This is a genomic window from Vannielia litorea (assembly GCF_900142295.1).
GTDB lineage: Bacteria > Pseudomonadota > Alphaproteobacteria > Rhodobacterales > Rhodobacteraceae > Vannielia > Vannielia litorea.
This window is the reverse complement of record NZ_FSRL01000001.1, coordinates 1,393,263-1,406,684: the sequence shown is the minus strand read 5'-3', so window position 1 is coordinate 1,406,684 and position 13,422 is coordinate 1,393,263. Positions and strand designations below refer to the sequence as shown.

Here is a 13,422-nt window from a genome sequence, read left to right as displayed (position 1 = left end):
AGGGCCACGGCGCCAATGGCGTCTTGCGCGAGCAGCGGAATGTGGTGCGAGAGCTTGGTGATCATGGGCGGCGATCCTTCGGGCGTTTCGTTGCCACTTTGTTCTCATATCGCGCACAGACTGTCCAGAACTTTTTGAGAACATCCGCGAACAGAAGTGAATTCCGGCGTTAACCTTTTGAGAACAAAAGCTAACCGACCGAGAGCAGCCGGATCGCCCTGTCCTGCTCTGTCAGCCACAGCAGCATCCGTGCCGCCGCACCGCGCGGGCTCTCCAGCGCCGGGTCGCGCTCCAGCAGCGCACGGGCATCGCTCTGGGCCACCTGCGCCAGCGCCACCATGCGCTCCATGTCGGCAATGCGGAACCTCGGCAGCCCCGATTGCGCCGTGCCCAGCACGTCGCCCGCCCCCCGCATCTCCAGGTCCACTTCGGCGATCCGGAACCCGTCCTCGGTTTCCCGCAGGGTTGTCAGCCGCTGCCGCGCCGTCTCGCCCAGCGGCGCGGTGTAGAGCAGTATGCAGGTGCTCTCCGCCGCCCCGCGCCCCACGCGGCCGCGCAGCTGGTGCAGCTGCGCCAGGCCAAAGCGCTCGGCCTGCTCTATCACCATGATCGAAGCGTTGGGCACGTCCACCCCCACCTCGATCACCGTCGTCGCCACCAGCACCCCGCTGCGCCCGGCCACGAACTCGGCCATCGCCGCATCCTTCTCGGCAGGCGGCATCTGGCCATGCACCATCCCCACGGCGCCCTCGCCCAGCACCGCCCGCAGATGCTTGAACCGCTCCTCGGCGGCCGTCGCCTCACTCACCTCGCTCTCGCCCACCAGCGGGCAGACCCAGTAGCACTGCCGGCCCTCGGCCACCGCCGCGCGCAGCCGCTCCACCACGCTCTCCAGCCGCTCGGCGCTCACCATCGCGGTCACCACCGGAGTCCGCCCGGGCGGCTTCTCGTCGAGCACCGAGATCTCCATATCGCCGTATTGGGTGAGTGACAGCGAGCGCGGGATCGGCGTGGCCGACATCACCAGCACATCCACCGCCTCGCCCTTGGCCCCGAGCCTTGCGCGTTCGTTCACGCCAAAACGGTGCTGCTCGTCGATCACCGTCAGCCGCAGGTCGGCAAATTCCACCGCATCCTGGAAAAGCGCATGGGTGCCCACGACAATCTGCGCCTGCCCCCCGGCAATCGCCGCCAGCTTGGCCTCGCGCTCGGCGCCCTTGTCACGCCCGGTCAGCAGCTCCACCCGCACCCCGGCCGCGGCGCAAAGCGGCGCCAGCGAGGCGAGGTGCTGGCGGGCGAGAATTTCGGTGGGCGCCATCATCACCCCCTGCCCGCCCGCCTCCACGGCGATCAGCAGCGCCATCAGCGCCACCAGCGTCTTGCCCGCGCCCACGTCGCCCTGGAGCAGCCGGTTCATCCGCCGGGGGGCGCCCATGTCGCCCGCGATCTCGGCAATCGCCCTGAGCTGCGCGCCGGTAGGGTTGTAGGGCAGCGAGGCCAGAACCTTCTGCTGCAAGGCGCCGGTGCCCAGTGTCGCAAGCCCCGGCTTGGCGCGGCTGGTCGACCGCGCCAAAGCGAGCGTCAGCTGATGGGCAAAGAGCTCGTCATAGGCGAGCCTGCGCCGCGCCGGCGCGGTGTCCGAAACCTCCGCAGCCGTCTTTGGCAGATGCGCCGCCTCCAGCGCCGCCCGCCAGGCCGGCCAAGCCTCGCGCTTCAGCAGCTCCGCGTCGATCCACTCCTCCAGCTCCGGCGCGCGCGCGAGCGCCGCCTCCGCCGCCTTGCCCATCACCCGCTGGGTCACCCCGGCGGTGAGCGGATAGACCGGCTCGTGCTCGGGGATCTCGCCCGCCTCCTCCACCCGCAGGATGTGATCGGGGTGGACGATCTGGGCCACCCCGTCGAAATGCTCCAGCTTGCCCGAGATCACACGGCGCTGCCCCGTCGGCAGTTGCTTCTCGATCCACTTCGACCCGCCGCGAAAGAACACCAGCGTGATCGTGGTGGCGGCATCCTCCACCTCCACCCGGTAGGGCCCGCCGGGGCGCGACGTGCCGCGATGGCGGCCCACCGTCACCTCCACCGTCACCACCGTGCCCGGCGGCACGCCCTGCACCGTGTCGCGGCGGCGGCGGTCCACCATGCCGTGCGGCAGGGTGAAGAGCAGGTCGCGCGGGCGGGTGATCGCCAGGCCCGCCAGCGCCTGCGCCATCTTGGGGCCGATGCCCGGAAGCGTGTCGATCCCGGCGAACAGCGGGAAGAGGCGCGCCGGCCGGGTGCTCATGCGTCCCCGATGAGCGCGAGCCAGCCGTCTTCGTCGATTATCTCCACGCCCAGCTCGGCGGCCTTGGTGGCCTTGCTGCCCGCGCCCGGACCGGCCACCAGCAGGTCGGTCTTGGCACTCACGCTGCCCGAAACCTTGGCCCCCAGCGCCTCTGCTCGCGCCTTGGCCTCGGCGCGGGTCATCTTTTCCAGCGTGCCGGTAAACACCACCGTCTTGCCCGCCACCGGGCTGCCCGTTGCGCGGGCCTCTGGGGCCTGCGGGGCGAGATGCGGCAGGAGCCTGTCCATCGCCGCGCGTTCATCCGGGTTGGCAAAGGCATCCGAGAGCGAGAGCGCCAGCACCGGGCCGATGCCATCGGTCCCGATCAGGTCGGCCCAGGCCTCGGCAGCCTCGGGCGGCACCTCCGGCGCGGCGGCGGCCCGCGCCTCCGCCAGCTTTGCCCGCCGCCCCTCGGCGGCCGCCTTCGCCCGTTCGGCCTCCGCCGCCTCCTCGCCCGCGCGATGGGCCAGGGCTGCGGGCCGGGCGCGGTCCAGCGCCTCGGCCATGACCTCCCAGCTGCCGTAGTGCCGCGCCAGGTCCTGCGCGGCCACCTCGCCCACATGCCGGATGCCGAGCCCGAAGATCAGCCGCCCCAGAGCGATTTCACGCCTGTCCTCAATGGCTTGAAACAGGTTCTTCGCGCTGGTCTCGCCCCAGCCGTCGCGGTTGGCCAGCTTGGTCATGTTGGCCCTGTCGCGTTCGGCCAGGGTAAAGATGTCGGAAGGCTCCCGCACCGGCAGCTGGTCGTCGGCATAGAAGGCCTCCACCTGCTTGGCGCCCAGCCCCTCGATATCGAAGGCCGCGCGGGAGACGAAGTGCTTCAGCTTCTCCACCGCCTGCGCCGGGCAGATCATCCCGCCGGTGCAACGCCGCACCGCATCGCCCTCCTCGCGGATCGCGGGCGAGCCGCATTCCGGGCAGGTCTCGGGAAACCTGAAGGGCGCAGCCCCTGCCGGCCGTTTGGCGAGGTCCACATCCGCCACTTTCGGTATCACGTCGCCCGCGCGGTAGACCTGCACCCAGTCCCCGGGCCGGATGTCCTTTCCGCCCCGGATCTCGCCGCCGCGCGCATCCCGCCCGGCGATGTAATCCTCGTTGTGCAGCGTCGCGTTGCTCACCACCACGCCACCCACGGTGACAGGCTCCAGCCGCGCCACCGGGCTGAGCGCGCCGGTCCTGCCCACCTGGATCTCGATCTCGCGCAGCCAGGTCCAGGCCAGCTCGGCCGGAAACTTGTGCGCAATCGCCCATCGCGGCGTGGTCGAGCGAAACCCGAGCCGCGCCTGAAGCGCCAGGTCGTTCACCTTGTAGACCACGCCGTCGATGTCATAGCCCAGCGTCGCCCGCTTCTGCTCGATCGCCCGGTAGTGGGCCAGCATCTCCTCGGGCCCGTTGCAAAGCGCCGTATCCGCGTTGGTCGAGAACCCCATGGCCGCAAGCCGCGCGATCGCGCCGAACTGGGTGTCGGCCAGGGGCTCCGAGACCTCGCCCCAGGCGTAGGCATAAAACCGGAGCGGCCGGGCGCGGGTGATCTCGGCATCGAGCTGCCTGAGCGAGCCCGCCGCCGCGTTGCGCGGGTTGGCAAAGAGCTTGCCCCCCGCCGCCGCCTGCCGCTCGTTGAGCGCCGCAAAATCGTCGTGGCTCATGTAGACTTCGCCGCGCACTTCCAGCACCTCCGGCGCGCCGGTCACCTCTTGGGGAATATCGGCAATGGTTCGCGCGTTGGCGGTCACGTTCTCGCCGCTCTCGCCGTCGCCCCGCGTTGCCGCCTGCATCAGCTTGCCGCCCTCGTAGCGCAGCGATAGCGACAAACCGTCGATCTTGGGCTCGGCGGTATAGGCCAGCCCCTCCTCGCGCCCGAGGTAGGAGCGCACCGAGCGGTCGAATTCGGCCACGTCGCCATCCTCGAAGGCGTTGCCCAGCGAGAGCATCCGCACCGCGTGGCGCACCTTTGAGAAGGTCTCCGACGGCGCCGCGCCCACCTGGTCGGTGGGCGAGTCGCTGCGCTTCAGATCGGGAAAGGCCGCCTCGATCGCCGCGTTGCGCCGCTTCAGGGCGTCGTATCGGGCATCGTCCATCACCGGCGCATCATCGGCATGATAGGCGTCATTGGCTTCAGCCAGCAGTGCCGCCAGACGCGCCAGCTCGGCCTCGGCCTCCGCACGGCTCAGATCGGCAACATCCCTGCTCTCGGTGGCTGCGGCTTCAGGCATCCCTGTCCTCTCCGGTGACTGCCCCTGATTGATAGGAGGCCGCCCCGGAGAGGTCCAGTGGAGGGTGAGTGGTCGGCATCTTCATCCTGACCTCCACGGGTGCCGCGCCGTGGAGGCGTCTCCGGCCGCGAGGGCCCCCGGCTCAGGCGCCCACGGCGAACCGTTTGCCGCTGTCTTCCATCGGTTCGGGATCGCGCAGCACATAGCCCCGGCCCCAGACCGTCTCGATGTAGTTGTCGCCGCCCGTCGCCGCGGCGAGCTTCTTGCGGAGCTTGCAGATGAACACGTCGATGATCTTCAGTTCCGGCTCGTCCATCCCGCCGTAGAGGTGGTTGAGAAACATCTCCTTGGTCAGCGTCGTGCCCTTGCGCAGGCTCAGAAGCTCCAGCATCTGGTATTCCTTGCCGGTCAGATGCACCGGCCGCGCGTCCACCTCCACCGTCTTTGCATCGAGGTTCACCACGATCTTGCCGGTCTTGATGACGCTCTGCGCATGGCCCTTGGAGCGGCGAATGATCGCATGGATGCGCGCCACCAGCTCCTCGCGGTGGAACGGCTTGGTCAGGTAGTCGTCGGCCCCGAAGCCGAACCCCTTGATCTTGTTCTCGGTGTCATCCGCGCCCGACAGGATCAGGATCGGCGTATCGATCCGCGCGAGCCGGAGCTGGCGCAGCACCTCGTGGCCGGTCATGTCGGGCAGGTTGAGATCGAGCAGGATGAGGTCGTAATCGTAGAGCTTGGCCAGGTCGATCCCCTCTTCGCCCAGGTCCGTCGAATACACGTTCAGGTTGGCATGGGTCAGCATCATCTCGATGCTCTTCGCGGTGGTGGGATCGTCTTCAACCAAGAGTATACGCATCGGAATGCTCCGTTTATCTACTGTTCAGCTACGACCATGGATCACAATGGTTAATTGCCGGTTACCAATGGTAAACAGTGTCGAGTCACAACTCTGCGTTGTCCAGTTCGCTATTTTGGGGGAGTGCGGCCCGGCCTGAAAAGGCCGCCGCAAATCCCTGCCGGGTCAACGGAATTTCTGGAGACTGGTCGCTTTCAGCGCCTGTTCGCCGTGCTGCTCCACCGCGTGAACCCAGCTGGCGTATTCCTCCTCGGAGACGCCATAGGTTTCCATGCAATCCTCGAGCGAAATCAAACCGTTCTCGACCGCCCGCACCACCGCGGCCTTGCGGCTGGCCACCCAGCGCCGCGTGTCGCGCGGGGGCAGATCGGCCCGGGTCATCACCGTGCCATCCGGAAGCGTCACCGCGCGGGGGCCATCTATGCGCTTGAGGAACATGCCTGTCTCGTCATTCGCCTGAGTGCCCGCACCTTAGGCACGGCGGGCTTAACGGGGGATGAACCCACCCTTGAGAGTGCTTAGGATTTTCCTATATTCCCCTCTTCTCCACCGACTCGGGGCCCCATGCCACTCGATACCCTCAATTCCCTCGGCTTCGCCAAGCCGCCCTCCGAAACCCGCGTGGTTGTCGCCATGTCGGGTGGCGTCGATTCCTCCGTTGTCGCGGCGGAGCTGAAGAGCCAGGGCTATGACGTCGTCGGCGTCACCCTCCAGCTCTACGATCACGGAGCGGCCCTGGCCAGGAAGGGCGCCTGCTGTGCCGGCGTCGACATCCACGATGCCCGCCGGGTGGCCGAGAGCATGGGCTTTCCGCATTACGTGCTGGATTACGAGAACATCTTCCGCGACGCGGTGATCGAGGAGTTTGCCGAGAGCTACCTCGCCGGGGCCACGCCCGTGCCCTGCATCCGCTGCAACGAGCGCGTCAAGTTCAAGGACCTGCTCGAGACGGCCCGCGACCTCGATGCCGATTGCATGGCCACCGGCCATTACATCCAGCGCAAGACGGGCGCCCGGGGCCCCGAGCTGCACATGGCCGGCGACCCGAACCGCGACCAGAGCTATTTTCTCTTCTCGACCACGCCCGAGCAGCTCTCCTACCTGCGGTTTCCGCTGGGCCACCTGACCTCCAAGGCCGAAACCCGCGCCTTGGCCGCAAAGCACGGGCTCGCCGTGGCCGACAAGCCCGACAGCCAGGACATCTGCTTCGTTCCCAACGGCAACTACGCGAGCGTGATCGAAAAGCTCCGCCCCGGCGCGGGCGAGCCGGGCGAGATCGTCGACATGGCCGGCAACCGGCTGGCCGAGCACCGGGGCGTGATCCACTACACCATCGGCCAGCGCCGCGGCCTCGGTATCGGCGGCCTCGCCGACCCGCTCTACGTGGTGCGCCTCGACCCCGACAAGCGGCAGGTGGTGGTCGGCCCCAAGGAGGCGCTGGCCAGGCGCACCGTGCCGGTGCGCGAGATCAACTGGCTGGGTGACACGCCGCTGGCGCCCGGCCAGGAGATCCCGATCCGCACGCGCATCCGCTCCACCCGCCCCCCGGCCGAAGCAATCCTGCGCCCGCTGGCGGACGGCACGGCCGAAGTCGATCTGCTGACGGCGGAAGAAGGCGTGTCACCGGGCCAGGCCTGCGTGTTCTACGCCCCCGAGGGCACCCGCGTGCTGGGCGGCGGCTGGATCTGGCGCGGCGCGCCCCGCTGAGGCCCTACTTGGCCGCGAGGCCCATCGCCCGGTGCTCTGCCGCCTCCACCACCACCTGCGGCATCGCCACGCCCTCGAAGAGCTCCTCGACCAGGCAGGCGATGAGCTGGCCGCGGCTGTTGAGGCCCGACTTGCGGTAAACAGCGTTCATCTGGCTCTTCACCGTGGAGGCGCTGGTGCCGCGCAGCCGGGCGATCTCGCCGTTCGAGAACCCCTTCATCGCGTAGACCGCCACGCTGCGCTCGCTGTCCGACAGGTCCCACTGCGCGAAGAGGTGCAGCAGGTGCTGCGAGAAGTTGCCCGAGGCCACGTCGACCGTCCGGTTCAACTCGGCCACGCGGCGATGGCTGCGGCGCAGGTAAAGTGCCGAGACGAAGAGGCCGATCACCAGGCCGACCGAGGCCAATAGCTGGATCATCTCCTGCCACTCGTAAGGGATGGGCGCGGTGCGCAGCCCCAGGACCTCGCTCCAGAGGTCGCCGACGAAGAAGAGCGCGCCAAGCCCCTGCAAGGCGAGCGCCACGTAAAGGCTGCCGCGCCCCGCGATCCGTGCCAGCGGTCGCAGAGAGCGGGCGCCTTCTCCCGAGCCACGGCCGAGCGCGGAAGGCTGCCCGCTCAGGCCGAACTCTATGGGAAAGTCAGTTGCCAAGGCTCACACCGATCCCGCCGACCGAGGCCGAAACGCCCCCCTTTCCGGCACTGGCGTTGACACCGCCACTGCCGCCCACCGAGGCCGAAACCCCGCCACTGCCGACGCTGGCATTGACGCCACCGCTGCCACCGACCGAGGCCGAAACCCCGCCGCCCGTGGTGCCGCCCGTGCTGCCACCGCCGCCGGCCTCGACCGAAACGCCGGTGCGCGACTTCTTGGTGGTGGCGGCGGCGCCGTCGCCGAGGTTGGTGTTGAAGACCTTGAGGATCACGTCGTGCTTGATCTCGCCGGTCGAGCGGCTGACGACGATCTCGCGCAGATGCACGCGGTTCTGGGCGATGATCTTCACCCGGCCCAGCATGGTGCTGGTCATCTTCACCACCCGGTACCCATCGTTCTCGAGATTGGCGATCACGTCGGTATAGCTCTGGCGCGCGAGGATCACCCGAACCTGCGCCCCGCTCTTCATGCCGCTGCGCGCCGCCTCGGCCGGAGCGGCCCCGAAGGCCCCCGCGAGCAGCGCCGCACCCGTCAGGGTCGCGGTCATTCGAAACATCTTCCCTTGGGTCATGGCAGATCCCTCCTGATGATTCGACCGTGCCCCCGAAATGCGGCTGGTCTGCGGCATTTGAATGAAATTAGATCGACTTTGAGGCCGAAATTCGGCCTCTCCACCCTGGGTACGATCGGCGGTTTCGGCCGGTTTTTCGCCTCCACCCCAGGGCGCAAATCCCTTGTTTTCCTGAAGTCTACCTTGGTCCCCTGGGTGGAAAGCCCCCTCTTCCCCCCATCGGCCAATTTTGTCGGCGGCGTGGTGATGGCCTGCTTGGCTCATCCAGTGCGGCAGGCCCACTCGCCCCGCCGCAGCCCTCGAAACCCGGCGCCCGACAGCACTCGATCCCGCCGCCCCACAGGAGCCGAACCGATGACCAACCTTGCCCCCCTCGCCCGCCAGCGCCGCCTCTCCGCCCTGCTGGCCATCGCCCGCCCCCTGGCCAGCAACGTGATCGCGGTGGACTTCCGCGCCTCGCGCACCCGCCCCGTGCTGCCTCCGAACCTCGGCCTGCGCCCGGCTGCCACCCTCGCCCCCGCCAACGATGCAGGCCTGGCCCTCGCCGCCTGACCCCAACAGCCTCACCCCACACAAGGAAACGCCCCGATGACCAACCTCGCCACCCGCGCCCGCCAGAACCGCGAAACCGCCCTCCTCGCCCTCGCCCGCCGCCGCTCCGGCAACGTGCTGAACGTCGCCTTCGGGCGCGAGCGCAACGCGCCCCTACCGGTGCTGAGCTTCGCCGCCCGCCGCAAGGAATGCCCCGAGCTGGCCACCCTCCCCGTGGCCGCCAATGCGCCCGCCGCAAGGCCCGCCCTCGTGCTGGTCTCCAACATGGCGCTGCCTCACGCCGCCTGACGGGCACCCTCCAAGGAGACGACGCGGCCCCCGCCGCCCGTTTCCTCCCGCTCGCCGCGCCTCGGTTCTTCCCGGTTCCTCCGGGGCCGGCGGGCGGGCCCTTCGGGGCCCGCCCCTCCCTCAGAACCCGAAGATCTCCACCTCGAGCGCCACCACCACACCCGGCAGCCGCCCGCCCGCCGGGCTGACCTCGAGCCAAAAGCCCTTGACCATGCGCCCGCCTCTCGGGCCCGTATCACCGCCCCGAAAGCTCCGCTGTCCAGGCTGCGACGGATCCGCATCCACCGCCCAGGTCTCCAGCATCGCCCGCGCCCCCCGCACCAGCCCGTCGGTCAGCGCGCGCCCCCAGAACACCCCGTGCCCCTCGCAGTGCAGCCGCACCTCCGCCCCGCCCGGCCAGGGCCGCAGCCCGCGGTGGCGCCGGGCGATCAACGCGCGGTGGCTGACATGGCCGTAACGGGTGCAGGTCAGGGTCAGGCCATGCGGCGGCGTCTCCGTCACCCCCGGTGTCTGAAACACCGCGCTCCAGAACGCCGGGTCGCCCTCCGTTGCGGGGTCAGGCCCCGGACCGATCCGCCGCGTGCCCGGCCAGGCCGCTCCCAGCGCGCCCAGCACCTCCTCCCGACTGCCCGGATCGAGATCGACCAGAACCGCCAAGGCGCCCTCCGCCTCGGCCTCCTGGGCCGGGGCGGGGCCGCCCGGCAGCAGGGCCAGGCACAGGGCGATGAACCGGAGCCGAAACAGGGTGCTTCTCCCGGAGGGACATGTGCCCAGTCTAGGGTGGGATGGGTCCACGGCAAAGCGGCGCGTCAGGCACGGGGCAGGCGCGCGCGCCTGCCCGGAGCCAGTGGGGGGCCAGCCCCCCACACCCCCCGAGGTATTTTCACCAAGAAGATGACCGCAGTCAGTTTATCTGGGAGAGCACCGAACGCGCCGCGCGCAACCCCGGCGGCTCCGCGCCCCGGCCCAGCCGGTCCATGGTGATTGCCATGGCCTCCAGCTGCGCCCCCGGCGCGGCCATCACCGCCTTCAGCCCCTCGGCGATCTTCGCGGGCTTGCAGTCGGCGCCGATGAACTCCGGGATGGTCCGGCTCTCGGCCACAAGGTTCACCAGCGTCACCGTGTCCACCTTCAGCATCCGGCTGATGATCTGGCGGCTGAGCCAGTTCATGTCATAGGCGATGACCATCGGCAGCGCATTGGCCGCGAGTTCGAGCGAGACCGTGCCCGAGGCCGCCAGCGCCAAGTCTGCGGCGGCGAAGGCGGCGCGCTTGGTGGTGGCATGGGCCGGGTCGCCGCGCGGGTCCAGCAGCACCGGCGCGCCGGGCCAGCGGGCGGTCAGCTCCTTCACCAGCGCCGCCGTCGCGCCGACGCAGGGCACCACCACGCGGGTGTCGGGGCGTGCCGCAACCACCGGCCGCAGCGCCTCGCCGAAGATCGGGGCCAGTCGGCTCACCTCGCCGCGCCGCGAGCCCGGCAGCGCCATCACCAGCGGCGCGTCGCCGATCCCATGGGCCGCCCGGAACGCCACGCCATCCTCCTGGTTGGCGACCGGCTCCGACACCACCGGGTGGCCCACGAAATCGCAGCTCATGCCGGCGGCTTCCATGTAGGGCGGCTCGAAAGGGAGCAGCGCGAGCACATGGTCGATCACCTGCGCCATCTTTTCGGCCCGCCCCGACCGCCAGGCCCAGACCGTGGGCGCGACGTAGTGGATGGTTTTCACCTCGGCCTCCGCCTTCACCCGCCGCGCCACCCGCAGGCAAAAGTCGGGCGAGTCGATGGTGACCAGCGCATCGGGCTTCCAGGCCACCACCTCCGCCGCACATTCTCCGATCCGCCGCATCAGCTGGCGATACCGGGGCAGAACCTCGGCGATTCCCATCACCGAAAGCTCCTCCATCGGAAACAGGCTCGCGAGCCCCTCGCCCTCCATGCCGCTGCCGCCGACGCCGCGGAACTCCATGCCCGGTGCCAGCGCCTTCAGCCCGCCCATCAGCGCGGCCCCCAGCCTGTCGCCAGAAGGCTCGCCCGCGATCACGAAGATCCTCATGGGCCGTCCTTCGGCCGCACCCAGAGGAACAGCCCCACCGCATCGGCCATCGCCAGCACCGTGTCGAGATCGAGCACCATCACCCCGCCCGCCTCCACCACGATCCCGCGCAGCTCCGCCTCGGCGGCGAGCATCACCGTGGCCGGGCCGATCACCGGCAGGTCGGCGCGGCGGTCCTGGCCGGGCTTGGGCGCCTTGTAGAGCAGCCCGCCGCCCGGCAGCGCCGTGTCGCGCTCGGGCAGCCGCGAGGGCTCGGAGGCGGTGAGAAACTCGGTCACATCGGCCACCCATTCGGAGGCCCGCTCGAAGAGGGTCGCCCCCTTCAGCAGTTCCTGCTCTTCCCGCCGAACCGCCTCGGGCACGCGCATCAGCGAGCGGATCATCCAGTCGGTCCCGCCCGCGGCCTCCACCGCCAGCACCTGGCCACCCGCCACCACGCAGGCCTGGCCCACATCGGCCGCGCCCAATGCGGCCACCACTGCCTCGCCCCGGCTCGCATCGGCATGGTCGCCGGGGCCGGGGGTGGCACGGGTCAGCGCGCCCGTGGGCGGCAGCAGGTCGGGCGCGATCTCATGGGCGCCCACCACCTTCAGCCCGGCCTCCTCGAAGATCGCCACAATCTCGCGCAGCGTGCCGTCGTCGCCACGCTCCATCGCGCCCGCCAGCCGCACGATCAGCCCATGGGTCGCCGCATCCACCCGCGCGCGGTCGATCACCGGCCGCCGCACCGCACCCGCCAGGCACACCGCCTCGCAGCCGCCCTGCACCAGCCCGGCAATGAAACTGCCCAGCTCCTCCAGCCTGAAGGTCGCAACCGTCCGGTCGATCTCGGGCGCAAAGCCCTCCAGCGCGTAGATCCTGAACTCCCGCCCCTCGGCTTCCAGCGCCGCCACCAGCCGCGACGGCAACAGCCCCTGCCCCGCAATCAGCGCCAGCAAGGCCCTACTCCGGGGTCAGGAAAGAGCGGTCGCTCTCCCCGGTGACAAAATCCACGATCCGGCGCACGTAGTCGCTCTCGGTCTCCTCGCCGAGCCGCCGGGCGCGGTCCTGAAAGGCCCCCTCGCCCTGCGCCAGCATCTGGTAGGCGGCGCGCAGCGCGGTGATGTCGGCCCGCGCCACGCCCTTGCGCTTGAGCCCCACCAGGTTGAGCCCCTCGAGCTTGCCCCGGCTGGCCTGCACCAGGCCGTAGGGGATCACGTCATGGGTCACCATGCTGACCGCCCCGATGATCGCGCCCTGCCCGATCCGCACCCACTGGTGGATGCCCGCAAGCCCGCCGATGATCACGTCATCCTCGATCACGCAATGGCCTGCAACGGCAGCCGAATTGACGATGATCACCCGGTTGCCCACCTGGGCATCATGCGCCACATGGGCGCCCGCCATGATCAGGCAATCGTCGCCCACCCGGGTCACCCCGCCGCCGCCCTCGGTGCCGCAGTTGATCGTCACATGCTCGCGGATGCGGTTGCGCGCGCCGATCACCAGCCGGGTCTTCTCGCCCGAGAACTTCAGGTCCTGCGGGATCTCCCCGATGACGGCGAAGGAAAACACCGTGCACTCCGGCCCGATCTCGGTGTTGCCGGTAAGCACCGCGTGGCTCTTGATCTGGCAGCCTTCGCCGATCTTCACCTCCGGCCCGATATAGGCGAACGGTCCGATATCGACACCGCCGGCGATCTCCGCGCCCTCGTCGACGCAGGCCGTGGGGTGGATGGTAACCGTCGAGGCGACGCTCATTTGGCCTCCGCAGGCATATCCATCATCGCGGTAAACTCGGCCTCGGCGGCCATCTCGCCCTCCACCTTCGCCTCGCCGCGGAACTTCCAGACCTTGCCGCCCGGCTTGCCGCGGGTCACCTGCACATGCAGCTCCAGCACGTCGCCCGGCACCACCTTGCGGCGAAACTTCACCGCCTCCATGCCCATGAAATACACCAGCATTCCCTTGTCCTGCAGGCCAAGGCTCGCGCCCACCATCACCGCCGCCGTCTGAGCCAGCGCCTCGATGATGGTGACGCCCGGCATGATCGGCGCGCCGGGAAAATGCCCCTGGAAATGCGGCTCGTTGAAGGTCACGTTCTTGATGCCTGTCGCGCTCTCGCAGAACTTCACGTCGCGCAGCTTGTCGACCAGCAGGAACGGGTAGCGGTGCGGAATGATCCGCTGGATCATCTCCAGATCAACGGTCTCGGGCGTATCGCTCAT

At 69.4% G+C, this 13,422-nt stretch carries 14 protein-coding genes; 3 read left to right on the top strand and 11 right to left on the bottom strand.

The window, feature by feature from the left end; genetic code table 11:
- Positions 1-190: 190 nt before the first annotated feature.
- From recG to sciP, 4 genes are all read right to left on the bottom strand, one after another.
- Positions 191-2,281, bottom strand: a complete 2,091-nt coding sequence (gene recG / locus BUR94_RS07015) for an ATP-dependent DNA helicase RecG (RefSeq protein ID WP_074255504.1) — start codon at positions 2,279-2,281, stop codon at positions 191-193.
- On the bottom strand, positions 2,278-4,533 hold the full coding sequence (gene ligA / locus BUR94_RS07010) for an NAD-dependent DNA ligase LigA (RefSeq protein WP_074255503.1): 2,256 nt from the start codon (positions 4,531-4,533) through the stop codon (positions 2,278-2,280). The genes recG and ligA overlap by 4 nt, the downstream gene beginning before the upstream one ends.
- 142 nt (positions 4,534-4,675) lie before the next feature.
- Positions 4,676-5,392: a response regulator transcription factor CtrA gene (gene ctrA, locus BUR94_RS07005; RefSeq protein WP_074255502.1), complete on the bottom strand. Its 717-nt coding sequence runs from the start codon at positions 5,390-5,392 to the stop codon at positions 4,676-4,678.
- A gap of 165 nt (positions 5,393-5,557) precedes the next feature.
- Entirely contained in the window at positions 5,558-5,830 is a 273-nt protein-coding gene (sciP, locus tag BUR94_RS07000) for a CtrA inhibitor SciP (protein ID WP_074255501.1), read from the bottom strand.
- A 126-nt stretch (positions 5,831-5,956) separates the two neighbouring features.
- On the opposite strand from sciP, the gene mnmA reads away from it, so the two are divergent.
- Positions 5,957-7,099, top strand: coding sequence for a tRNA 2-thiouridine(34) synthase MnmA (gene mnmA, locus BUR94_RS06995; protein WP_074255500.1), 1,143 nt, complete (start codon positions 5,957-5,959; stop codon positions 7,097-7,099).
- 4 nt (positions 7,100-7,103) lie between these two features.
- On the opposite strand, the gene BUR94_RS06990 is transcribed toward mnmA, so the two are convergent.
- Both BUR94_RS06990 and BUR94_RS06985 read right to left on the bottom strand, forming a co-directional pair.
- Positions 7,104-7,748: a helix-turn-helix transcriptional regulator gene (locus tag BUR94_RS06990; protein ID WP_139301238.1), complete on the bottom strand. Its 645-nt coding sequence runs from the start codon at positions 7,746-7,748 to the stop codon at positions 7,104-7,106.
- On the bottom strand, positions 7,738-8,322 hold the full coding sequence (locus BUR94_RS06985) for a hypothetical protein (protein WP_074255499.1): 585 nt from the start codon (positions 8,320-8,322) through the stop codon (positions 7,738-7,740). Before BUR94_RS06985 ends, BUR94_RS06990 begins: the two co-directional genes overlap by 11 nt.
- Positions 8,323-8,676: 354 nt before the next feature.
- Between BUR94_RS06985 and BUR94_RS06980 the strand changes: the two genes are divergently transcribed.
- Both BUR94_RS06980 and BUR94_RS06975 read left to right on the top strand, forming a co-directional pair.
- Positions 8,677-8,874 carry a hypothetical protein gene (locus BUR94_RS06980; RefSeq protein WP_074255498.1) on the top strand — a complete coding sequence of 66 codons (198 nt, stop codon included), beginning with the start codon at positions 8,677-8,679 and terminating at the stop codon, positions 8,872-8,874.
- A gap of 36 nt (positions 8,875-8,910) precedes the next feature.
- Positions 8,911-9,162, top strand: coding sequence for a hypothetical protein (locus BUR94_RS06975; RefSeq protein WP_074255497.1), 252 nt, complete (start codon positions 8,911-8,913; stop codon positions 9,160-9,162).
- A gap of 120 nt (positions 9,163-9,282) precedes the next feature.
- On the opposite strand, the gene BUR94_RS06970 is transcribed toward BUR94_RS06975, so the two are convergent.
- The 5 genes from BUR94_RS06970 to fabZ all read right to left on the bottom strand — a co-directional run bounded on the left by BUR94_RS06970 (position 9,283) and on the right by fabZ (position 13,422).
- Positions 9,283-9,819: a hypothetical protein gene (locus BUR94_RS06970; protein ID WP_074255496.1), complete on the bottom strand. Its 537-nt coding sequence runs from the start codon at positions 9,817-9,819 to the stop codon at positions 9,283-9,285.
- Between the two features lie 247 nt (positions 9,820-10,066).
- Positions 10,067-11,215 carry a lipid-A-disaccharide synthase gene (lpxB, locus tag BUR94_RS06965; RefSeq protein ID WP_074255495.1) on the bottom strand — a complete coding sequence of 383 codons (1,149 nt, stop codon included), beginning with the start codon at positions 11,213-11,215 and terminating at the stop codon, positions 10,067-10,069.
- Entirely contained in the window at positions 11,212-12,153 is a 942-nt protein-coding gene (locus BUR94_RS06960; protein WP_074255494.1) for an LpxI family protein, read from the bottom strand. Before BUR94_RS06960 ends, lpxB begins: the two co-directional genes overlap by 4 nt.
- A gap of 4 nt (positions 12,154-12,157) precedes the next feature.
- On the bottom strand, positions 12,158-12,955 hold the full coding sequence (gene lpxA / locus BUR94_RS06955; protein WP_074255493.1) for an acyl-ACP--UDP-N-acetylglucosamine O-acyltransferase: 798 nt from the start codon (positions 12,953-12,955) through the stop codon (positions 12,158-12,160).
- Positions 12,952-13,422, bottom strand: a complete 471-nt coding sequence (gene fabZ, locus BUR94_RS06950; RefSeq protein ID WP_074255492.1) for a 3-hydroxyacyl-ACP dehydratase FabZ — start codon at positions 13,420-13,422, stop codon at positions 12,952-12,954. The genes lpxA and fabZ overlap by 4 nt, the downstream gene beginning before the upstream one ends.